At 37.7% G+C, this 21286-nt stretch carries 22 protein-coding genes and 2 pseudogenes; 15 read left to right on the top strand and 9 right to left on the bottom strand.

Annotation, left to right across the window (positions count from 1 at the left end):
* Positions 1-30: 30 nt before the first annotated feature.
* From ACOMCU_RS03295 to ACOMCU_RS03265, 7 genes and pseudogenes are all read left to right on the top strand, one after another.
* Positions 31-2343, top strand: a complete 2313-nt coding sequence (locus ACOMCU_RS03295; protein ID WP_010858745.1) for a LamG domain-containing protein — start codon at positions 31-33, stop codon at positions 2341-2343.
* Between the two features lie 31 nt (positions 2344-2374).
* Positions 2375-4276: a DNRLRE domain-containing protein gene (locus tag ACOMCU_RS03290; protein ID WP_421049450.1), complete on the top strand. Its 1902-nt coding sequence runs from the start codon at positions 2375-2377 to the stop codon at positions 4274-4276.
* A gap of 26 nt (positions 4277-4302) precedes the next feature.
* Entirely contained in the window at positions 4303-4749 is a 447-nt protein-coding gene (locus tag ACOMCU_RS03285; protein WP_421049449.1) for a hypothetical protein, read from the top strand.
* An 83-nt stretch (positions 4750-4832) separates the two neighbouring features.
* Complete coding sequence (locus ACOMCU_RS03280; protein ID WP_010858742.1) at positions 4833-5246, top strand: hypothetical protein; 414 nt, start codon at positions 4833-4835, stop codon at positions 5244-5246.
* Positions 5247-5264: 18 nt separating this feature from the next.
* Complete coding sequence (locus ACOMCU_RS03275) at positions 5265-5561, top strand: phage holin (RefSeq protein ID WP_010858741.1); 297 nt, start codon at positions 5265-5267, stop codon at positions 5559-5561.
* Positions 5545-6039: pseudogene (locus ACOMCU_RS03270) on the top strand (N-acetylmuramoyl-L-alanine amidase family protein); the annotation flags it as partial. The gene ACOMCU_RS03275 and the pseudogene ACOMCU_RS03270, both read left to right, overlap by 17 nt.
* A 429-nt stretch (positions 6040-6468) precedes the next feature.
* The gene (locus ACOMCU_RS03265) at positions 6469-6849 is read left to right on the top strand and encodes a hypothetical protein (protein WP_010858739.1); all 381 of its coding nucleotides are present in this window, start codon (positions 6469-6471) and stop codon (positions 6847-6849) included.
* A 92-nt stretch (positions 6850-6941) separates the two neighbouring features.
* Here the strand turns inward: ACOMCU_RS03265 and ACOMCU_RS03260 are convergent, their stop codons facing one another.
* The 4 genes from ACOMCU_RS03260 to ACOMCU_RS03245 all read right to left on the bottom strand — a co-directional run bounded on the left by ACOMCU_RS03260 (position 6942) and on the right by ACOMCU_RS03245 (position 10748).
* The gene (locus ACOMCU_RS03260) at positions 6942-7676 is read right to left on the bottom strand and encodes a hypothetical protein (protein ID WP_010858738.1); all 735 of its coding nucleotides are present in this window, start codon (positions 7674-7676) and stop codon (positions 6942-6944) included.
* A 244-nt stretch (positions 7677-7920) separates the two neighbouring features.
* Complete coding sequence (locus tag ACOMCU_RS03255; protein WP_010858737.1) at positions 7921-8712, bottom strand: GNAT family N-acetyltransferase; 792 nt, start codon at positions 8710-8712, stop codon at positions 7921-7923.
* Positions 8705-10504, bottom strand: a complete 1800-nt coding sequence (gene abc-f, locus ACOMCU_RS03250; RefSeq protein WP_421049448.1) for a ribosomal protection-like ABC-F family protein — start codon at positions 10502-10504, stop codon at positions 8705-8707. Before abc-f ends, ACOMCU_RS03255 begins: the two co-directional genes overlap by 8 nt.
* Before the next feature lie 103 nt (positions 10505-10607).
* A complete protein-coding gene (locus tag ACOMCU_RS03245; RefSeq protein ID WP_010858735.1) occupies positions 10608-10748 on the bottom strand; it encodes an RAxF-45 family protein in 141 nt (46 codons plus the stop codon).
* Between the two features lie 206 nt (positions 10749-10954).
* Between ACOMCU_RS03245 and ACOMCU_RS03240 the strand changes: the two genes are divergently transcribed.
* Both ACOMCU_RS03240 and ACOMCU_RS03235 read left to right on the top strand, forming a co-directional pair.
* Positions 10955-11197 (top strand): HAMP domain-containing protein, encoded by a 243-nt coding sequence (locus ACOMCU_RS03240; protein ID WP_421049447.1) that lies wholly within the window; start codon positions 10955-10957, stop codon positions 11195-11197.
* 79 nt (positions 11198-11276) lie between these two features.
* Positions 11277-11918, top strand: coding sequence for a methyl-accepting chemotaxis protein (locus ACOMCU_RS03235; RefSeq protein ID WP_421049446.1), 642 nt, complete (start codon positions 11277-11279; stop codon positions 11916-11918).
* Positions 11919-12177: 259 nt separating this feature from the next.
* Here ACOMCU_RS03235 and ACOMCU_RS03230 read toward each other — a convergent pair whose 3' ends face one another.
* Positions 12178-13206, bottom strand: a complete 1029-nt coding sequence (locus tag ACOMCU_RS03230; protein ID WP_421049445.1) for an AbrB family transcriptional regulator — start codon at positions 13204-13206, stop codon at positions 12178-12180.
* A 256-nt stretch (positions 13207-13462) separates the two neighbouring features.
* On the opposite strand from ACOMCU_RS03230, the gene ACOMCU_RS03225 reads away from it, so the two are divergent.
* The 6 genes from ACOMCU_RS03225 to ACOMCU_RS03200 all read left to right on the top strand — a co-directional run bounded on the left by ACOMCU_RS03225 (position 13463) and on the right by ACOMCU_RS03200 (position 17434).
* Positions 13463-13912: a LytTR family DNA-binding domain-containing protein gene (locus ACOMCU_RS03225; RefSeq protein ID WP_421049444.1), complete on the top strand. Its 450-nt coding sequence runs from the start codon at positions 13463-13465 to the stop codon at positions 13910-13912.
* Position 13913: 1 nt separating this feature from the next.
* The gene (locus ACOMCU_RS03220; protein WP_010858730.1) at positions 13914-14318 is read left to right on the top strand and encodes a DUF3021 domain-containing protein; all 405 of its coding nucleotides are present in this window, start codon (positions 13914-13916) and stop codon (positions 14316-14318) included.
* A 5-nt stretch (positions 14319-14323) separates the two neighbouring features.
* A complete protein-coding gene (locus ACOMCU_RS03215) occupies positions 14324-15244 on the top strand; it encodes an ABC transporter ATP-binding protein (RefSeq protein ID WP_421049443.1) in 921 nt (306 codons plus the stop codon).
* Entirely contained in the window at positions 15244-16119 is an 876-nt protein-coding gene (locus tag ACOMCU_RS03210; protein WP_421049442.1) for an ABC transporter permease, read from the top strand. Before ACOMCU_RS03215 ends, ACOMCU_RS03210 begins: the two co-directional genes overlap by 1 nt.
* A gap of 186 nt (positions 16120-16305) precedes the next feature.
* The gene (locus tag ACOMCU_RS03205; RefSeq protein ID WP_010858727.1) at positions 16306-17061 is read left to right on the top strand and encodes a DUF2087 domain-containing protein; all 756 of its coding nucleotides are present in this window, start codon (positions 16306-16308) and stop codon (positions 17059-17061) included.
* A gap of 16 nt (positions 17062-17077) precedes the next feature.
* The gene (locus ACOMCU_RS03200) at positions 17078-17434 is read left to right on the top strand and encodes a GIY-YIG nuclease family protein (RefSeq protein ID WP_421049441.1); all 357 of its coding nucleotides are present in this window, start codon (positions 17078-17080) and stop codon (positions 17432-17434) included.
* Positions 17435-17920: 486 nt separating this feature from the next.
* Here ACOMCU_RS03200 and ACOMCU_RS03195 read toward each other — a convergent pair whose 3' ends face one another.
* The 4 genes and pseudogenes from ACOMCU_RS03195 to ACOMCU_RS03180 form a co-directional block, all read right to left on the bottom strand.
* Positions 17921-18280 (bottom strand): MmcQ/YjbR family DNA-binding protein, encoded by a 360-nt coding sequence (locus ACOMCU_RS03195; protein WP_421049440.1) that lies wholly within the window; start codon positions 18278-18280, stop codon positions 17921-17923.
* Positions 18281-18457: 177 nt separating this feature from the next.
* On the bottom strand, positions 18458-19273 hold the full coding sequence (locus tag ACOMCU_RS03190; RefSeq protein ID WP_421049439.1) for a YitT family protein: 816 nt from the start codon (positions 19271-19273) through the stop codon (positions 18458-18460).
* A 118-nt stretch (positions 19274-19391) separates the two neighbouring features.
* Positions 19392-20687 (bottom strand): M48 family metallopeptidase, encoded by a 1296-nt coding sequence (locus tag ACOMCU_RS03185; RefSeq protein WP_421049492.1) that lies wholly within the window; start codon positions 20685-20687, stop codon positions 19392-19394.
* 218 nt (positions 20688-20905) lie between these two features.
* Positions 20906-21076 (bottom strand): annotated as a pseudogene (locus tag ACOMCU_RS03180) (transposase); the annotation flags it as partial.
* Positions 21077-21286 lie beyond the last annotated feature (210 nt).

The raw sequence follows: 21286 nt of genomic DNA, 5'->3' as shown, positions 1-21286 counted from the left end.
TAATATGGAAAAATATTGGAGGTCAATACAATGGCTAATACAAAAGATAATTTAAGTAAATATGGTAAAGCCTTTATCGGTTTTGATGAACCTAGTGGTAATGCTATGGATTCTATTGGTGGTTATACAGGCACTATATATAACACCCCTACTCGTGTAACAGGTTGGAATGGTAAAGGTTATGCTATGAGCTTTAATGGTACTAATCAAACAGCTTCTTTCCCACCTTCTTTCGTACCATTAGGAAAAAAAAGCATACGCTTCAAAATAAAACTAGGAGCATTACCAACAAATTACTCTTGGGTTATGGCGAATGGATATAATGGACAGAACTCATTCAATGTCTTATTGAGAAATAATGGAGCAATAGGATTTAGTGTATCTCAAAATACAGGAACTCTAATTAACTTCGGAGCAACGATACCAAATGATAATAAATGGCATGATATTTTATTTACTTGGACAGGAGATACATCTGTTGATGGGGCAAAGCTCTATATAGATGATATGACAAAGCCTGCTAATAAAAATACATCAACAGGCTTAGAAGTTACAGCAAGCACACGTAATTTTATATTAGGCAACTACCCAGACTTACAAACAGGTCAGTTCTTCAATGGAGAACTAGATTCAATAGAAATCTACGATAGAGTAATCTCCCCTATCACTGATAAATACCTTGTTCAACACAACTCACAATACAAATACCATGATGGCACTTCTTGGCAAACAACAACAAACTCAGAAGAAAACTTCATTAAACATGGTATGAACAATCTAGACCATATCACAGAAGCTCAATGGAAAGAGCTAACAGGGAATAAGTCAGTGATTATGTGGTCTGATTTTGAAGACAAGCAATTTGCTTCTGTAGTGTTAAACAAAGAGGATTTCAAAGCTCAAGACCTCTTAGGTGATACAGCTCAAGCAGTTTATTACACTGATTCAGACACTTCGCTAGTGTCATTTGAAACAGGTGTTGAACCTTATAGTGTCTATGATTACATTGGTGAACTTCCTGAGGTTCTAGTGTACACAGAAACAACAGACGATATTATCGTATCAACAACTACTGAGCCATTTGATATTTATGATGAATTTGGCGACAGTGTTGAGGTTCTTTATTACACAGATGATGAAGCTGTAAATGAAGCTGATTTAATTCTTGAAGCTAATTGGTCGCCTATTGACGAACTTGAAGGTGACTTTGAGGTTGTAACATGGACTGAGGAAGGTTCTGATACTGCTCAGAGGGTTCTTGATATGAAAGCTATACCACAACCTCAGTTCATCAAATTGGTCAATCCTAAACGCTTATATGGCTCTTTAGATGATGTGTTCGTCAATGATATATCTCAATCATATCGTGATGAAGCTCGTTACTTTGTTGGTGGAGAAACACCTGATAAATGGTATGTGTGGGATAAAAAACTAGAAAAGTTTGTTGTCTCTGATGCTTCTACGGAGCAAGCAATATCAGCTAACGGTATGAAACATACAGACTTAAACAACATCGCTGATACTCAGTGGCGTACATGGAAAGAAAAATACTTGAACATTGGTGTGTTCTTGAAAGACAACCCTCGTGATACGATTACTTCAATTGCTGAAAACATTTCTTATGAAGATTATCTTCCTCGACACACTACAACAATTAAAGACACAAGTTTATATATCTTAAACACTACTGCAAAGATTGATATTTCGTTTGATGTTGATGGTAATGTTCTTAAAGGTGTTTTAAGTGATGATGATTTAACTCGTGTTCAATATCGTGTGTTGTTAAACAACGGTCACTTCTACCCTTCTGATGGAAGCTTCACTAAGCTAGGTGACTCACCTCAGAACATTGAGTTAGTAATCGGTAGTAAAGATATTAGAATTGATGATTGGAACACTCTAAAAGTAGAGTTTCAAGATTTCTTTGGAACTACTGATTATTGGTCAACTCAGTTCATAGGAACATATTCAGGTCTTATGTTCAAGGATGTGTATGGTCAATACTTCTCTAGTGAGATTGGTGAGGTTCTACAGTATCTTGACTTCGGTATTATCATTGCAGGTCAAACTACAATTGAACATGAAGTAATACTTAAAAACCAATATGGCTATGATGTTAAGAATGTACATTTATACGCTAACACAGCAAATTTCCCTACAGGAATGACATGTCAATTCAGTACAAGCTCATCTCCATTTACACCACATCCTGATTTAAGACTAAGTGGTGTGTTAAAAAATAACGAAGAAATGCCATTCTTCATTCGACTAAAATCTGAATTAGGTGCAACGCCTGACGCTAACGGTTCATTTGACATAATCGTGAGAGCAGACAAAGCCTAATCACAATACAATGTGATAAGGAAGTGAAATTATGGAGGAAAATAATTTTAATGAAGGAGTTACGGATCCCCTGCTACAACAGAATACGGGTGAAATAGTAATAGCATCCTTACACACTGATTCACCCCCTCACAACAGCTTTAAAGCCAAATATTCTTTAATCGCTGTTGGAAACAATGACGTAATTACAGAAATTATTGCGAGACCTGCTGAAAACGCTGATATTAATACATATATTATCCCTCGGGCCTATGATGAGACTTCAAAAGAGATTTACATAAACATTATGTATCGTGGTAATTCAGAAATTCTAACTGAAATTCAACCGATTGGATACAACAACCTAGAAGCTGAAATAGAAATACCTCCTCATAATCGGATGTCAGCTCTCTACCAAATTCAACAACCGCCCATTATTACAGACATTTTCAACCCTACTCAAGACGCTTTCACGCGTGAAAAAATGGACTATCAAACAATTAACTACGGTGGCTATTCTTCTATGGTAGTTGGTCGTAGTCACGAGGATATTTGGCGTTCATTTGTACAATTTGACTTGTCTTCCATTAATCCATCTTATGTACTTACGGATGCAAATTTAAGATTGTACTACAGTAGCAGTATCCCACAAAATATTACTCTAGAGCTTTTAAATGCTAATAATTCATGGTCTGAATATGGTATAACACACTTAAATAGACCCACTCCGATCAAGCTAATTACCAATCATTTTACTGTCAATAAGCAAGCAGGTTACATTGAATTTAATGTATTTGATATCGTAAAAAATTGGGTGGCTCTTACTCAATTAAATAATGGCTTTATCATTCGTGTATCTAATGAAATAACGGATGGGCAAGTTACATTTAAAACTAGAGAATCCAAACTCCCTCCAGAGTTAGTGGTAGAATACTATGACTCCAGGATATTTAGTTTTGGTAGAAGTCAACATATTACTGAAATCTTCGTATATAAGCGGCAAAGTTCAGATAAAAACACTGAAATAACTGTTCATTCAACATTTGATTCTTCTGATCAAAAAACATATCTTTACGTTCACCGATCAGAAGTGCCTTTAGATGAAGATATATGCGTTGAAATCACAGCAAATAAGCCTTGTGTGCCAACTGAGCTAATAGTAGCTATTCCGAAAGATAGCGATATTACAACAGAGATTAGTGTAAGAAATCCAAGAGATAGTCGCATTTTGATTGAAATAATAACTAACAAACCTACTATTCCTATTGAGATATCAGCTTCAAGAAGAAAAGAGGACGAACTTGACACAGAGTTAGTTATTACTAAACCTTGCACACATGTTGAAATTACTATTCCAACTTATAGGAATAGCGATATTAAAACTGAAATTGATATTAACACCATTTATGCAAGTGTTGTTGACATTGAGATTATAGTAAGCAAGGAAACTATCCCAGCAGAAATTACTCCACGAGTTATTAAAGATAATAACTTATATACTAAAATAGCAGTTTCAAAACCAAAAGTTCACATTGAAATTGAAGTGAAATATCGCAGCGATATTTGGGTTGAAATTGAACCGAATATTAAGAGTGATATACCAATCGAACTCGTTGTATCTAAGCCTACTGTTGAAGCTTTAGTTACTGCTAGAGTAAATGAAGAAGCTGATTCGGATGCTGAAATTTTTGTAGCCTACGTAAGTGAATTAAACACTGAAATTATTGCACGTAAAGTAAGTCAAATTAATACTGAGATTACTAGTAAAGCAGTCAGTCAAATCAACACTGATTTATCTGTATCGAAGCCAAAGATCCTTGTTGAAATTACTATTCCGACTTGGGACGATTCTGATATTGTAACGACTATCGAACCCCGTATACTAATGGTTGATAACATTGACACAGTAATTGTGGTAAATGGTGGCGTTACCGGATATGCATTTATTATGTAAACAATATAACAAAAGGAGAAATAGAGATGATTATAAAAAATTACGAAATCGGTGAATTACAAGCTTTTCTTTTTAACCTCATTTTAAAAGGGAAAGAATCACGAATGAGAACTCGCTTTATCAAATTGTTAGAACAGCAATTGAATCAAGTAAATCAAGAAAGACAACAATTAGTTGATGAGTATGCGGAAAAAGATGGAAATGGAGAGATTTTATATACTACAGAAATTGTTGATGGAAAAGAAATTGAAATGCCCCTCTTTAGTGAAGAAGCTGAAAAAGAAGTCCAACAACAAATTTTAACGCTACTACACGAAGATTTTATTATTGAAGAAACCGCAGAAAAAATTGACATGCTGCATATTCTACAGGATATTGTGTTAAATTGTGATTTAGAATTCACAGGTAAGAAAGCAACTCTATATGACAAATTCTGCGAAATTTTCGAGGACATCCGATTACTAGAAAATTAAATGAAACGAACGCTTAATTAGGATAGGCAGGGACATCGAGTACCTCCTGTCCTTTTATTATTTATATAAAGTCGGTGATTAAATTGCAAAATGACAAGCTAGGTGAACGATTAGCTAGTGTTGAAGTGGAAATAAAGAATCAAGATAGCCGTATTTCAAAACTTGAAGGTAATCATGAATTATTATATCGCTTAACAGTCGTGTCGGAACAACAACAGGAGATGAATAAACACCAACAAATACAGTTAAATAGAATGGATAAAACCTTCAATAATATAAATATTAATCTAACTAAATTAAACATGTCCCAAGTTGAACTACAAGATGATGTAAAGGGTATTGGAAAACGAGTGGATAGTATTGAAGAGGATTTAAAATATGAATCCGCTAAAGATAGCCTCTCTATTAGTGACACAATCAAACAATATTTACATTGGTGGATTTTCATTCCGGCAACAGTTGTAGGTGCACTCATACTAAAATGGCTAGGTTTATAAAGAAAGGAATGGATACATATGAAAATTAACTGGAAAGTTCGCATTTGCAACCCACAATTCTGGGTTACCCTAGGATTATCAATTATTACCCCCCTATTTGCCTACTACGGCATCACTGGCGCTGATTTGACTACCTGGGAAAGTGTCTGGACCCTAATTGTCAATGCGCTTGCTAACCCTTACATATTAGCTTTAATGGCAGTCAGTACATATAACGCAATTTTAGATCCGACCACGGCCAATGTTAGTGATTCAAAAAGAGCTCTGGCTTATGTGAAACCGAAACGAGATGATTTTATTGACTATAAACATTAAACAAAATTTAGTATCCTCCACAAAATATAGTATAAAGTGCCCTTATTCTATGGATGCACAATTTATCACCATACATAATACAGCTAATGATGCAGCAGCCTCAAACGAAATTCGGTATATGATTAGTAATCACAATCAGGTATCCTACCATTTTGCTGTGGATGATCAAGAAGTTATCCAAGGATTACCCCTAAATCGCATTGGTTGGCATTGTGGAGATGGTAAAGGCTACGGGAACATGAAATCCATTGGTATTGAGATTTGCTACTCTAAATCAGGTGGTGAACGCTATGCAAGGGCTGAAGAATTAGCTGTTCAACTTACAGCGCAGCTTTTGCATGAACGTGGTTGGAAAATGGATCGAGTGAGAAAGCATCAGGATTGGAATGGAAAATACTGCCCCCATCGTATTCTTGATGAAGGAAGATGGTCTTCATTCTTACATAGAGTACAGAAGGAACTGAATCTACTGACGGGCAACAAGGGAGGCTTTACAGTGTCACAATATGAAGAATTAAAAGCGGAATACCAAACTATACAACAACAATTAGCATTCATTAAAAAGTCGTTAGGATTAGTAGAACGGCCTGTTAGTGATTCTCATGAAGCGGCTTGGCAATGGTCTAAAAAGCAAGGCCTACTGAATGGGCTTGATCCACAAAAGCCACTTACTAGAGAGCAATTTGCAACTGTCTTGTATCGACAGATGAATAAAAAATAGAACTTACTTTTCCCTCTCACTGTTCTTTATAGCGAATGGTGTAGAGGGAACTTTTTTTGGCTTCTCCTTCTATTTGAGGAATCACAGACAAATAAATTTTCATCATTTTAAATGTGGCTTTTTATTCTTAACACGAAGAACCATGTTACAATAGAAAGGAACATTTGGCATCAAAGGAGACATTACATGAAGCTTTCAAGCATTTTAAATTTTTGTATTCTTGTATTTTTCACGCTACTATTCGTCAATGATTTTTTTCCTGCAACGACTCTAGCTGAGGTATTATCGAAGAAAGTTATTCTTGTCATATTAATAGTCCTCGTCATTATTCAAATTACGACGGCAAAGGGTACATATAAGAGGCTTTCTAAAAAAGCATATGTGGGTGTAACCCTCTATACTGTCGGTCTTTGGATTGTCTTAACATTACTTGGGGGCGAGTCCCAATTCGGGTTATCTTTTAACAGCCCTATTTTTTATATTATCGTTTTGTTACTTGGTTTCGATTTATTACGCGTCTATCGCCAGTCGAAAAATGAAGAAACGGATAAAAAAGCAAAACAATAATAAAAAGCATGTTGCCGATTGGAGCTCTACACTTGAGCCCAACCGGCAACATGCTTTTATTTTCATTAAGGAGCGACATCGATGGTTCGGTACTAAGATTCTAATGCACCTAATATGACATCGAGTTCACCTACAGCGTGATCTAAACGTTCCTTCGCCTCGACATTTTGCTGCTTTAATTGACTAAATTCTAACAAATTTTTCTCATGCTTCAATTTTATCGAAGACAAACGTTCAATGCGTGACTCTACCTTTTCAATTGTCTGCTCACAAACTGTTGTCCAGAGCTTTTCCGAATGCTGCATTTCATTAGTAGACGGATTGTGCTGACGCATAATGCGCGTATACACTGTTTCAATATGTTCAATCAATTCCGTGTAAAAATGACGCTCCACTCGTGTCGTTTGGAATGTTGGGTGCTCCACCTCTTTTGCATATGGGGTAATTTGGCGTAGTAGTTTCCCAGCATTTTCTCCAAATCCGTGCGATAAATTCAGTACATTCATCAATTGCAATAGCAGCCGAATTTCTTCAAGGTTAATCAGTTGCGCATCGATATTTTCTTTTAACTTTAACGATTCCATATAGCGTCGATCGAAATGCTCAATTTCACCATTGCGTTGTTCCACTAAATGGGAACTAGCATTTTCTTTCAAACTTTTAATATAGCGGATTGCATGATTTCTTAGCTCATCCAACGAAAGCATGTTGTCATTTTCTTGTTGTGGTTTACCTCGTTGAACATATGCAAATGCATCCAATTTTTTGGGCCATTGTGCTTTAGGGGTTTCTTCTGAGACATTGTAGCGTATATAAATTCCGTGCATTCCATATCCTCCAAGTCCATTTAACAAGTATCTCTAAAGACAATAAATCGAATACAGCTTTTTTTCAAGTAAAAAACTTTCAAAATTTCAAAATCTTTTTTTCAGAGGTAGTCTAGCATGCACCAAATTCAATATATTGAGCAACATTCCAGGTTTTCACGCCTTCCACCATCACGTATTTATGACAACCTCAAAAAAATGCTCTTTTTTGTGCTTTCCATTGTTCCCGGACAGTCTTTTGCCTTTATTCACCTCGTCGTATTTCTTCAATGCTTTTTCCTTCTGTAAATGCGTGTATCGAAGTTATTGTTCCCAATGATTTGAAATTCACCTTTGCATAGACCCTTGCCACAGGCTCACTAACAGGCATAATCCAAAGGTCCTCTATTCCTGCTTTGACAGATTGTTGTTGGATATGCTGCAGCAAATAGCCAATCAATCCACGTCCACGGTAACTTTCAATAGTTGCTACACTCTCCACTCTACCTTGCTTACCTGCTACAAAAACATTGGCCGTGCAACAGGCCTCCCCGTTAACTCTTAATAAATAGTACGTAAAGAGCGGTGAATAATACGTTTTATAGAAAGCCTCTTTTATTAAAGCTGGCTCACCGAATGTGGAAATACTCATTTCTACTGCTAATGCTTCCTGTACATTACTATCCGTTACATGCTCAATATGAATCGCTGGATTTGCGGGGAGCTGAACATATTCCCCATTCCAGCATTGCACGTCATCTGTAAAGGTCTCATATTGAAAGCCATGTGCATATAATTTCTCGATGCATTGTTGATTTACCTCTACATTGTATAGATACATTCTTGGTATAAGACCTTTTGCAACATAAAATTTCTTCAGGTCCGTTAAAAACGAATCTGCGTGCGCAATCTTCTGCCAAATATGCGCATGGTTGGCGTCATAATATGTCGGCATCTCCTGATTATAAAAGTAAACACCTGCTGAACACTTTTCCATCTCACTAAAACTTTTTATATAATCAATGTCTAGCTGCATTATTTGTTCCAGCTTATGCATGTTCAGCTCCCCCTTCTAACCATCTTTCATATAAAGCCTCTAGTTGTCGCTCTAATTTATGACGCTGTTCTTTGGCAAGTTTCGGTTCTGTTAATTTCATTTCTAGCTTCTCGATTTGCTCTTCGATGGGTATTTCTTTTTTACTATGTTGGACTTTCGCTTGTGCTTTTTCGATGATCGGTACGTTCACTGCCGACAGTCGTTTCGTTCGCGCCCACTCATAATCACCCTCATATACCTTGATATTTTCATGTTCAATCCACGCAATTTTAGTAAAGATCTTTTGCAAGAAATAACGGTCATGGGATACACCAATAATCGTACCTTCGAAGGTTTCAAGCGTATCCTCTAACACTTCTCGTGCTTCGATATCTAAGTGGTTGGTCGGTTCATCAAGTACAAGTAAATTGATATCCTCGTGCATTAGCTGTGCTAGACGCAGTCGCATTTTTTCACCGCCACTTAAATCCTTTACTTTTTTGAACACGTCATAGCCGTAAAATAGAAACTGAGCAAGTAGGTGGCGTGCCTCTGCCTCCGAAACAGCTACGTGCTCACGGAAGGCATCGATTAGTCGAACTGCTGGATTGTCATGCTCAAATTGCTGCGATAAATACCCAATTTTCACACTGCTCCCGACCTTACAATTGCCCTTATTTGGCACAATCTCTCCTAATATCATTTTTAATAGTGTTGTTTTACCACTACCATTGTCCCCTACAATCGCCAAGCGTTCCCCAAAATAAACGGACATATTACTATCCCTCAATAATGGCTTTTCAAATGTATGGCTTATTTCTTGTAGCTGTACCACTTCCTTGCCACTACGTTCAGCCATTGTTAAGGCCAAATTCATTTTCTTTTTTGTCATTGGCTTTTTTACACGTTCTATACGTGCCAGTGCCTTTTCCATGCTTTTGGCGCGGCGATGCAAGGATGCACTAGGAGGATTCGCTTCATTTGCCCACTGTTTTAAACGTTTAATGGCTTCCTGCATTTTTTTAATTTTCTTTTGTTGTTCTTCAAATTCCGCAAATTGCTGTTCAATTTTCGCCTCTTTTTGTGCAACAAAAGCGTCGTAATTTCCCTGATAAGTAAACGCCTCGCCATCTTCAATTTCTATAATTTTCTGCGCTACTTGATTCATAAACTGGCGATCATGCGATACCGCGATAATAATTCCAGCAAAGTTTTGCACATAATTTTCTAGCCATTCAATCGCTTGCATATCTAAGTGATTGGTCGGTTCGTCTAATAGTAGGATTGAGGGGTTACTTAAAAGGATTTGCCCTAACATAACTTTTGTTTTTTCACCACCGCTTAAATTCGCAAAGGGCTGTGTGAGCAATGGCGTAATACCAAGTCCATTTGCAATCCTCGCTAATTGTGCGTCAACCTCATAGCCCCCCTGTTGCATATATAACTCCTGAATATGACCATATTGCAGCAACACTTTGTCAGTAACCTCAACTTGCATTTCCAGCTCTAGCTTTGTCATTTTTGCTTTTAAAGCATAGATATTAGCAAATGCCTCCTCAAGTACCTCTTTTGCTGTGAGTAAAGGATAGCTTGGGATTTGATGTAAATAACCAATTGTCGCATCCTTACTTTTAATAATACGTCCTGCATCTGGTGTATCTGCGCCTGCTAACAACTGTAATAATGTCGTTTTTCCACAGCCATTCACACCAACAATTGCCACATGCTCTCCTGTATTGACTTCCAATTGAAGTCCTTCAAATAATACGTTACCACCCATAACTTTTTGAATATGTTCAGCTTTCATTTGCATCGTTTTTTCCTCCATGAAACGTGCGGAAAACATCTCTGTACGACAAAAAAGACTGCTCCATTAACAAGCAGTCTTTTTCCTCATTATTTGTGAAAAAGAATGGTTAATCCGCTACGTTTAGTATTTGATTTTGCTTAAAAATGGACAGACCTATCCCGTTGTTAGCAAAATCGAAAGTAAGTACACGTGCAAAATACATAGCTGTATCAACTTTTACACCTGTTCTCGTAGCGTTTTGATTCATTCCTTTTCACCTCCGTTCATCTAGTTAGATTAATAATACCATATTCCTTAGAATTTGGAAACGGAAAAAATTGCACCAACTTTCATTTTTGAAATATACAAACATTTTTAGTAGTTATATACTAGATAGAAATCGAAATGTTTTCCTTAAATATTTCATTATTTAGTTAAATTATTAGTGCATTGGCAGTAAGAGAAATTGATGCAGTGGCTCAAAAGATGATAGTAAAAATGGGGGCTATCGCTTTGATTGCTGCCGTCATTGCGGTGTTCGCCGGCGTGCTATTTGTGCGTGGCATCGTAAAGCCTTTAAAACGTTTAAACAGCCAGCTTGAAACAATTTCAGCTGGACATGGCGATTTAACACAACAACTAGTCGTCAATATGAAAGATGAAATTGGGGAACTTGCACAGTCTTTCAACGCCATGCTGGTGGGATTCAGCTTGTAACAGAGACGAATAGTGACGTATCACCTATGCTTCAGATGCCTTTGATACGGCAAAGCACGGTGAGGCAACTGCTCAAGCGATGCAAACACAAATGCATGCCATGACCGCAGCAGTCCAAGAAAGTGCAAATTCTATTGCAGTCCTTGACACGCACGCAATTAAAATAGGGGAAATCGTCGAAGTCATTCATGCCATAGCGGACCAAACAAACTTACTTGCACTCAATGCTTCTATAGAAGCGGCAAGAGCTGGTGAGCATGGGAAGGGCTTTGCTGTCGTAGCAGATGAAGTTCGTAAAGTAGCTGAACAATCTAAAACATCTGCTGCTCAAATTACTGATACTATCCATACCATGCAACAGCTATCAAAAGAAGCGAGCGAACATATGCAACAAAGTGAAAAGGAAGCCACTTCGAGTGTTGAAGTTGTCGATACAACAAGCATTGCATTAGATGATATTACAACAAAAGTCTCACTTGTCACAAATAAAATTCAAGAGGTTTCCAGCATTGCGGAGGAATTATATGCACGCATTGAGCAAGCGAATGCCTCGACACAAATTATGGCTGAAATTGCAGTCGATGCACGTGAGCAGTCCAAAGAAGTTACACAGATTGCTGGGGCCAACCTCTATTCCATGGAGGATATTAACAATGCAGCAACACAGCTCACAAAAAATGCAGAAACGCTGCAAAATTTAATTCATCAGTTTAAATACTAACTTCTTCATTGAACTCAGCATTCAATCAGCGAAAGTAATGGCTCGATCAGCTGTACACGTCGTTCTATCAGCGGAAGTTACGGTTTTCTCAGCGATTCAGGTCGTTCTTTCAGCGATTCACTGTCAGTCATTTAAATTTAATTCTTCATTAGATTGTTCATCACGCAGGTAATCTGCTCATGAGCAATCTTTTTTGCGTGTAAGTCTACATCGTCGTTAGGATCCATTTCATTCAAGCATGTATACGCAACAAGCCTTCTCAGGTTTTTACTTTTTTCACGAACACCTTCACTAAAGGTACAAGTAAAATGGAGACAATCAGTAACCTGAATAGCTGAAATGCTGTGACTACGGTTACATTTGCGTGAACGGAAGCGGCAATAATCCCCATTTGGTCAAGGCCGCCTGGTACGATACTTAAAAAACCTGTTTGAAAATCAAGTTCGTATAATCTCTTCAAGACAAAAGTTAAACCATAGGCAGTACCGATAAAAATCCCCGCTGAGACAAATGCATAAAACACATGCTTCTTCGACAAATGTAAATCTTCTTTTTTCAATAAAAGCCCAATATAAATACCAATAAATAGTTGCGCAATATGAAGAAGAGACACTGGCATTTTTGGCACATCAAGCCCAACTAAATTCAACCCCATCAATAAAAAAACTGGTCCAAGCATATAGCCTGTCGGAATTCTCATCAATTGTGCTAGCCACCCTGCTAGACCACAAATAACAAGAAAGCCTGCTAGTCCCCATGTCCAGTCGCCATCTACAATCATGGCATTCCCACTAGAGCCTGCCACCATTAATGGCACAAAGCCAACAATCAGCAGCACACGCAAAACCTGATAGAACGTTATAACGGCAATATCCATATCCCCTTGTTCCTCCGCAAAAGCAACAACTTGTGCCATTCCCCCAGGTACGCAGCATGTCAAGGCCGTCGGGAAATCTAAATCTGTACGTCTTGCTACTAAAAAGCTTATAGCAAGAAACAACACGATAAAGATCACATTCAGCACAATCATACTGCCTAAAAACTGCTTAATATCCTGAACCGCTTCTGGCGTAAAAGCAAAGCCAATGGAATAGCCCGCAACGACTAAACCAAAATTGCGAAAATATTTATGCCATTTCAATTGAACTTTTGTAAATAGCTGGACACAAAGCACTGCGGTAATGGCCCCAAGTAACCATGGCATCGGAATATGTAAAAATTGAAATAACAGCGCCCCTATATACCCAATACATAATGTCATAAATATTGGCTTTAAAAATTCATACATACCAAGCACCCCCTTACTTATGAATAATTCAATTATGCAGTGAACGAAGTCAATTTATCACTCCACTACATTTCAAGTCCCTATATGTGTATAAATGAACCTGTTATGAATTAATTACAACCTCTTATTGAAGAATCTATCCTATCCAAAAATTTCTATGCTACATTAATATTATCCTAATTCAGTAGATGGACGCCATCGATAAGAATGTGGGAACAGTTACGTTTAGATGTAATTGATTGTAAGGGGGCCACCTATGAAAATTCATTTAACGATTAACAGCGTGCTAGAAGAAACAGAGATTCATATTCACGCGAAGGAATACAATGAGCAAATTGAAAAACTAATGAAACAATTGCAAGCAACTCAAACGACAATGCTTGACGGCTATTTACAGCAGGAAATCCATCTATTAAAAATCACTGACATTTATTCAATTTATGCAGAGGGTGCGAAAGTATTTTTACAGACAGAAGAGCAGGAATTCGAATCCAAGCGCAAATTATATGAACTCGAAACACAGCTGGCAAAGGACTTTGCCCGGGTTAGTAAATCGACTCTCGTCAATATTAATAAAATTGCCTCCATTCAAATGGGCAAAATTGGCGCAACAGAATTACTCCTCGATAATGATGTGTCCATTCATGTCAGCCGTAAGTATTTAAAAGAATTAAAGCGCCAATTAGGTATTGGGAGGGATTCATAACATGAGAATTTTAAGCATGATGATTATCGGTCTACTCATTTCACTTAGCTCTTCCTACGTCCTCGTAACGATTAGTATCGTTTCTAATAATGCTGTGGCAACAGGACCAGAATTGCTAGAGCAAATTATAATCGCCGCCATACTTGGCATTGTCATTGGCCTACTATCCCTCATTTTTGAATTAGAGCGTTTATTATTTACTATTCAGCTAGCTCTTCACTTTAGTGCTGTTACATTTTGCGTTTTCACAGCAGGCTATTTTGGTCGTTGGTTTGAACATTCGGGCATTTTCTATGTGTTTGTATCTGAGGTAATCATTTACTTCATCGTCTGGTGTATTTTATATGTACTTCAAAAAATTGATATTAAAGAAATCAATCATGCAATTCAAAAAAGAAAGGAATAAACGTTATGACCTTTGCGATACAAGTAGATAATTTACGCAAGCAATATGGTGAACATGAGGCAGTAAAGGGCATTTCTTTTACTGTCGAGCAAGGCTCTCTCTTCGCCTTTTTAGGTGCGAATGGTGCCGGAAAATCAACGACCATCGAAATATTATGTACATTATTAAAAAAATCAAGTGGTACCGTTCGTATTAACGGCTCTACACTCGATGAAAATAATTATAATGCCGAAATCCGAAAATCCATCGGTGTCGTCTTCCAGCAAAGCTTACTCGATGAACGATTAACAGTTCGTGAAAATATCATCCACCGTGGTAAAACGTACGGTCTATCAAAAGCTACGCTTGACGCAAATTACCACTTCGTCTCCACCTATTTACATTTAGCTGATATTGAAAAACGAAAATATGGCACATTGTCAGGTGGTCAAAAGAGACGCGCTGACATTGCTCGAGCACTCATTCATCGACCACAAATTTTATTTTTAGATGAACCCACAACAGGACTCGACCCACAAACACGTCAATTCGTTTGGCAAGCCATTAAACAGCTACAGGCTGAAACGAATATGACGGTATTTCTTACAACACATTATATGGAGGAAGCGGCAGTCGCTCATCAAGTCATTGTGTTAAAAGAAGGTCACATTGTGGCTGAGGGCACACCAGATGCACTGAAGACAATATATGCCTACGATCAAATGGCACTTGTTTTTCATGATATTTCTAAAGGCGAAAAATGGCTGCAAGAAAATGACATCATTTACACAGGAAAACAAGGGATCTTCTCCGTGCGAGTGGAATCTACTCTTCATGCACTTACCCTACTTAAAAACATGGAACCTCTGTTGGCTTCATTCGAGGTCATCAAAGGTACAATGGATGATGTCTTCATTCATATAATGGCGGAAGGAGATGTAACCTAATGGAAGCATTAACCAGCTTAGTACTGCGAAACAATAAAGTTTTCAGACGAGATAAAACACAAGTCTTCTTTTCACTGCTTTCCGTTATTATCGTAATCGTTCTATACGCCGTATTCCTTCAAAAAATGCAAGTAGATGCCATTGAGCAAATGGCGGAAGCGACACCTGAAATGGTGACAATGGTCAATGAATGGCTGGTGGCAGGTCTATTATCTATGATTGCTGTCACATCCACACTGGCCACCTTTGGCATTGCTGTAAAAGATACGGAATCGAAGGCAACGGCAGATTTTTTAACTGCGCCTATTTCTCGAGCAACAATTCAGTTTAGCTATGTATTAAATGCTTTTGTCATTGGCTGTATCTTCGCTTTCATCGCCCTTATCGGCTGTGAAATTTTCATTGTGGCGACTGGTGGCGAATTACTTAGTATTGGTGGTTTCATGAAAGTAATTGGCATTTTGTTATTATCCGTGTTACTTGCCAGTGTTTTTAATGTTGTTCTCGTACTCTTTGTACACACACAGAACTCCTTTTCCACCCTTACTACAATTGTTGGTACAGCACTCGGCTTTTTATGCGGTGTTTACGTACCTGTTGGCGTGTTACCAGGCTTCGCGCAAAACCTTGTCATGTACTTTCCAATCAGTCATACAACACTATTATTACGGAATGCCTTTATGGAAAACTCGATAACGAAGGTGTTTGAAGGTGTACCAGCTTCACATGTGGAAGCATATAAAGTGAATTACGGTGTTGTTTATGAACTGAATGGACATTTACTTAGTCCGACAACAAGTTTTATCGTTATTTTAGCAACAATAGTCGTGCTAGCGGTCTTATCAGTTATTATGTTTAAAAAGAAAAATAAGTAATACTTTCTAAAATATCATTTTGAAGAATGGCTGATAGAACCGTTGATTCTGAATGCATTCACTATAATATGGCACATCGTTTTCAGAAACGATGTGTTTTTTATTGATTTCTCGCAAACAATTTGATAAATTATATATAAATAAACAAACAAAATGAATAAACGTTTGTTTTTAGGGGGTTTTACAATGGATGTAAATCAATTATTTTTGCAAGCTTCAATTGATGATATAAAGCAAGGCTATACGGAAGAAGGATCACACTTCACTTGCTTGCTTTGTGGCGAGACGATAGAAAAAGGGATTATTTATCCGCACGAGGATGTATTATATGAGGCCGGAAAATATATGCAACATCATATAATGGCTACGCATCAATCTGTTTTTCATTACCTCAATGGATTGAATAAAAAAATGACAGGCTTAACGGATCATCAAAGTCATATTTTGCGCCTATTTTATGAAGGTAAGACGGATCAAGAAATCAAAGAAGAGTTGGAGATAGGCAGTGCGACAACTATTCGTCACCATCGCTTTGCATTAAAGGAAAAAGAACGTCAGGCAAAAACATTTCTTGCAATGATGGAGTTATTAAAAGACCAAGATCAAAAAGTCGATTCTTTTGTGCCCATTCACAAAACGGCAACGATGGTGGATGACCGCTATAATATTACACTCACGGAAGAACAACAGTTACTTGAAAAATACTTTCCTAATGGTATTGGCCAAGAGCTTGTCCGCTTCCCAAAACGGGAAAAGCATAAAATTGTAGTACTTCGTGCCATTACAAAACTTTTGGATGAGTCAAAGCAGTATACAGAAAAAGAACTAAATGCGATGATCCACCCCATCTACGAAGACTATGTGCAAGTTCGTCGCTATTTAATCGAATATGGTTTTATGAATCGTACAGATGATGGCAGTGCCTATTGGGTAAAAAAATAAGAGAGTAGGGTTTAATGTGGATCATAAAAAAGAGTTGAAAGAGTACTATAAAGAAATGGAAATTGAAGCAGGTGTTTTCACGATGACCAATAAACAGAATGGTAAAGTGTTTGTCAGTAGCTTCAATAATTTGAAACGATTAAACGGTTTCCAGTTTATGCTAAAAACTAATACACACAGCAATAAAGCATTACAGGCTGACTACAATACTTTCGGTAAGGACACTTTCGAAATTGACGTAGTTGAGTATTTAAAGAGAAAACAAGAGGGCTATTTCGATGCCAAAAAAGAACTCGAAAAGCTTGAGCAAAAATGGCTCGACGAACTACAGCCCTATGGCGAACGGGGTTATAATTCTCCCAAAAATAAGTAACCTGGAGCGGTTCTAAATGTGTAAAGGCACAAATGGTGGGGATTCTACAAAAGAATTTCGCACTATTCCTACGGATGGCAAACAAGCAGGCTTATGAATCGACCAAGGAAAACCATACTAACTTTCATTTCCTTATAAAGGAAATGAAAGTTAGCAGACTGACGACAAAAGGTATTCGTAATGATTACATTGCGAATACCTTTTGAAATTTTATCACCAATACATCATCTCAATCATTTATAGACGAACACGAGTTGATTGGAGCGCAGGCGGCGACTTCTGCAAAGAATAGCATGAGCGCAAAGGCCCCGCAGAAGCGTAGCGACGAGGAGACTGAAGTCATGCCCGTGAAAAGCGTCCGCCGTAGCGGAAATCAACGGGGTTATATAGATACTTCTATCTTAAAAGAAAAAAGTCTGTAGACAAACTGAATTTTTTGAGGGTCTGAGTTAGTTAGCTCGATCCTGCTGTTATAAAATAATGTTGCTATTGTGATGTTATTTGTTGTTGAACTTTTTTTGTCAGCTTGTCGAACACTAAACCATATGAATGCTGAATGAGATTTTCAACTACATCCATCGGTATATTGGAATTCATGTAAATAGAGTTCCAATGTGTTTTATTCATGTAATAGCCAGGGATAATATCCTCATATGTTTCTCTTAGTTCCTCAGCACGATTAGGTTCGCATTTTAATGTTAGAACGGGCTTTCCTGTGGCATTTCCGCCTATCATGGCATACAGCTTATCACCAATTTGATAGCGATGTGCCCCCCACTCTTCTTTATAATCATGTGTAGTGCCTGTAAGCTTCATACAATAACTATGTATCATGTCCTTGTCCATTTGATTATCTCCATTTCATAATTGTTAATACAAAAACACACGTTCGGTTATCAACATTATAACCAGTAACGTGTGTTTAATCAATTGCGGTTCGACGTAATTCGAATTTGGAAGTCTTCTTTACGTAAGCGTTTGTATTCCCAATGCCTTCTATAGCTGAAACTTCGCTTGCGTAGCTCATTTGAAGCTACGATCAAACATACCGATGACTTCGGTCGTTTGTAGAATATTCACAAATGCTTTGTCATCCGTTTCTTTAATCATACTTTTTACTTCGGCTAGCTGGTAGCGTGTAATCACAGTAATTAATACTTTACGTCCCTCGCCTGAGTAGGCTCCTTTGGCATCAATAATCGTTACACCTCGAGGAAGCTTCGTTAAGAGCTGTTGCCTTACTTCTTCACCTTTACTTGTGATAATCATCAGTGTTAATTTAATATGGCTTGTATGAATTGTGTCTACAACCTTTCCTGTCGCATATATGGATACGAGCGTAAGTAAAGCCGCATCCCAGCTAAAAACAAATCCCGAGATAGCAACAACGACTGCATTCATCCCCGAAAGTAACACACCCAATGGAAAATCTCGTTTGCGACTTAACAACATGGCTACAATATCGAAGCCCCCTGACGAACCCGAAGCACGAAAAATCATGCCAGCGCCAAAGCCCACAATAACTCCACCAAATAAAGAAGCAAGAATTGGCTCTTGTGTTGCTTTATAGATTGGAATAATATATAGGCTTACTGACAATACGACGACTGACAAAATCGTATACCCTATAAAATGTTTCCCCAACTTCATAACACCTATAATTAGCAATGGTAAATTTAATAAAAGATTCAATACCCCTGTATTCAATGGTGTGACAATACCAAGCATAATCGCAATCCCGCTTAGTCCGCCACTCAAAATTTCATGGGGAATTAACAAAAAATTATAAGCAAAGCCTACTAATATGGATGCAAGTGTAATAATGACAATATTGCGCATAAAAAGTCCCCCACTATTCTTAAACGAACAAGTTTTGATACATCTTACCCTTAGGATACCCAACTTCTTCGCCTGAAAAACCCGAATCCTTGCGCACCATCGCAAGCCCATCGGACATTTATTTCTTCTGTTCTTCCTTTATCGGCACTTGCTTTTTCTGTCCCTCTTTTTCAGCTACTTTATAAATACGTTCAAGCATAGGTGGATGGGTATATCGGAACCATTTTACAAGAAGCTGCGGATTGACTTCACTTAAGCCCGATTTTGTTAGCTTTTGGAATGCGGTCACCGCTGACTCCTGATCCCCCATTAACGCAATTGCATACTGATCTGCTCTTGTTTCCTGATATCTCGAAATATAGTTAGAAAGAGGACTCGATGCAAATAATAAAACAGATGTAATGAGTAAAAACAGTGGTAACGACTGTATATCGCTGATTTTATTTATTTTTAATATGTGTCCATAACGTGCAACCAACCAGCTCATACATTTCGATGTCAGCCACAGACCTATCAATGTCATGAGAAGATAGCCTGCGATGCCAAAATAAATATGCTTCTCTACGTAATGCCCCATCTCATGTGCCATGATGAACAAAATTTCATTGTCAGAAAGGCGATTTAAAGTTGTATCCCACAGCACAATTCTTGAATTGCTACCAACCCCGGTCACATAGGCATTTAAAGCATTGGTCTTTTCCGCCATATTGACTTCATAAACATGCTCTGCTGGAATATTAGCTTTTTGCGCAACAGCTAAGATTTTTGTTTCCAGCTCTTTATTTTTCAGCGGATAAAAATCATTGTATAACGGATCAATAACAACTGGTTGGATAAACATCACAAAAATGGTAAATGGGATTGTTAAAAGCCATGCGTACAACCACCATCTCTTAGCACTCTTTCTGATGAGCCAATACAGTACGGACACAATGATAAAGGTCATACCAAAGTTCACCCAAAAATCAATGACACCATCTCGCATCCACGAAGAAAAACCTTGTGTACTAATGCCATAGCTTTTACTTAGATAATACCGATAATATTCAATTGGATATAGTACTACATATAGCACAATCGATAATAAAAACAAATAGGCTGCATTTTGCGCTAGTTTCCATTTTGTTTGTGCCGTCGAAACTTTTTCAAAATAGCGTGATAATCCTATCAGCAATATAACAAGATAAGCAAGCCATTCAAAAGGTGTAGCCACAAAAAATAAGAAATTCCGTATTTTTGAATATTCACCACTTAAGTATAGTTCTCGTTCAGACATAAACATCGCTGGGTCCGCAACTGTTCCTTTTAATGCTTGCGGTATTGTGCCACCACCACCATGAAAAATATACCAATACATACAAAGAACATAAACACCAAATATGAATAGCGCGACAATTCCCATTTTTTTAGCTATGTCATTTCCTCCTTGCTCCATGCTAAGTTCGTCCTATAGTAAGTGTAAGCTAAATTGAAAAAGTTAGAACTATTTTTTCTGTGTTTTTATGCCACCACATACACCATGCCACGTATAAGAGTGCTCTTCTCCGGGGGAAACGGCTTTTTCAGTTTTCTTCACGATCTAAATATAGCTCTTCTTGAAGCTTTTCCTCGTAAGCACGTGTTCAGTTACGTACGATACGCCATATTCGTTTCAATCTCTTTTATTGTTTTAACGCATCGAACGGATCCACATTTATATTGAATAAACGTCATTTTAAATAACACAACAGGATCAATACTTGATCGCCCAGTAGCAGCGTAAAGATGTTCTACTAATGGATAATTGAAATTAAGATCAATTGCATCATTGCAAGCAGTTCTTGATTTATCGTCCCATGTTTAACATCCCCTCAAGTATTTTTAAAGCCATACAAGTTGATTGGAGCGAAAGGCGCGACACTCCTGCAGGAACAGCACGTGCGGGAAATCCATTTTTGCGGCGACCTGCCGAAAAAATTAGTTGAGCCGTGCCTGCGGAAAGGGAGCGCCTGGAACGGAAATCAACGGTTTCTT

It is taken from the genome of Lysinibacillus sp. UGB7, from assembly GCF_049058285.1.
GTDB classification, from domain to species: domain Bacteria; phylum Bacillota; class Bacilli; order Bacillales_A; family Planococcaceae; genus Lysinibacillus; species Lysinibacillus sphaericus_B.
This window is presented reverse-complemented; position numbering and strand designations above follow the sequence as displayed.

Excerpts from the sequence above, each read along its gene's own strand:
- abc-f (WP_421049448.1), bottom strand. The coding sequence starts at position 10,504 with ATGCAAATGAAAGCTGAACATATTCAAAAAGTTATGGGTGGTAACGTA.
- ACOMCU_RS03205 (WP_010858727.1), top strand. The coding sequence starts at position 16,306 with ATGGATGTAAATCAATTATTTTTGCAAGCTTCAATTGATGATATAAAG.
- ACOMCU_RS03265 (WP_010858739.1), top strand. The coding sequence starts at position 6,469 with ATGAAGCTTTCAAGCATTTTAAATTTTTGTATTCTTGTATTTTTCACG.
- ACOMCU_RS03220 (WP_010858730.1), top strand. The coding sequence starts at position 13,914 with ATGAGAATTTTAAGCATGATGATTATCGGTCTACTCATTTCACTTAGC.
- ACOMCU_RS03195 (WP_421049440.1), bottom strand. The coding sequence starts at position 18,280 with ATGGACAAGGACATGATACATAGTTATTGTATGAAGCTTACAGGCACT.
- ACOMCU_RS03290 (WP_421049450.1), top strand. The coding sequence starts at position 2,375 with ATGGAGGAAAATAATTTTAATGAAGGAGTTACGGATCCCCTGCTACAA.
- ACOMCU_RS03235 (WP_421049446.1), top strand. The coding sequence starts at position 11,277 with ATGCAAACACAAATGCATGCCATGACCGCAGCAGTCCAAGAAAGTGCA.
- ACOMCU_RS03255 (WP_010858737.1), bottom strand. The coding sequence starts at position 8,712 with ATGCATAAGCTGGAACAAATAATGCAGCTAGACATTGATTATATAAAA.
- ACOMCU_RS03295 (WP_010858745.1), top strand. The coding sequence starts at position 31 with ATGGCTAATACAAAAGATAATTTAAGTAAATATGGTAAAGCCTTTATC.
- ACOMCU_RS03260 (WP_010858738.1), bottom strand. The coding sequence starts at position 7,676 with ATGCACGGAATTTATATACGCTACAATGTCTCAGAAGAAACCCCTAAA.
- ACOMCU_RS03230 (WP_421049445.1), bottom strand. The coding sequence starts at position 13,206 with ATGTATGAATTTTTAAAGCCAATATTTATGACATTATGTATTGGGTAT.
- ACOMCU_RS03190 (WP_421049439.1), bottom strand. The coding sequence starts at position 19,273 with ATGCGCAATATTGTCATTATTACACTTGCATCCATATTAGTAGGCTTT.
- ACOMCU_RS03275 (WP_010858741.1), top strand. The coding sequence starts at position 5,265 with ATGAAAATTAACTGGAAAGTTCGCATTTGCAACCCACAATTCTGGGTT.
- ACOMCU_RS03225 (WP_421049444.1), top strand. The coding sequence starts at position 13,463 with ATGAAAATTCATTTAACGATTAACAGCGTGCTAGAAGAAACAGAGATT.
- ACOMCU_RS03210 (WP_421049442.1), top strand. The coding sequence starts at position 15,244 with ATGGAAGCATTAACCAGCTTAGTACTGCGAAACAATAAAGTTTTCAGA.
- ACOMCU_RS03215 (WP_421049443.1), top strand. The coding sequence starts at position 14,324 with ATGACCTTTGCGATACAAGTAGATAATTTACGCAAGCAATATGGTGAA.
- ACOMCU_RS03245 (WP_010858735.1), bottom strand. The coding sequence starts at position 10,748 with ATGAATCAAAACGCTACGAGAACAGGTGTAAAAGTTGATACAGCTATG.
- ACOMCU_RS03285 (WP_421049449.1), top strand. The coding sequence starts at position 4,303 with ATGATTATAAAAAATTACGAAATCGGTGAATTACAAGCTTTTCTTTTT.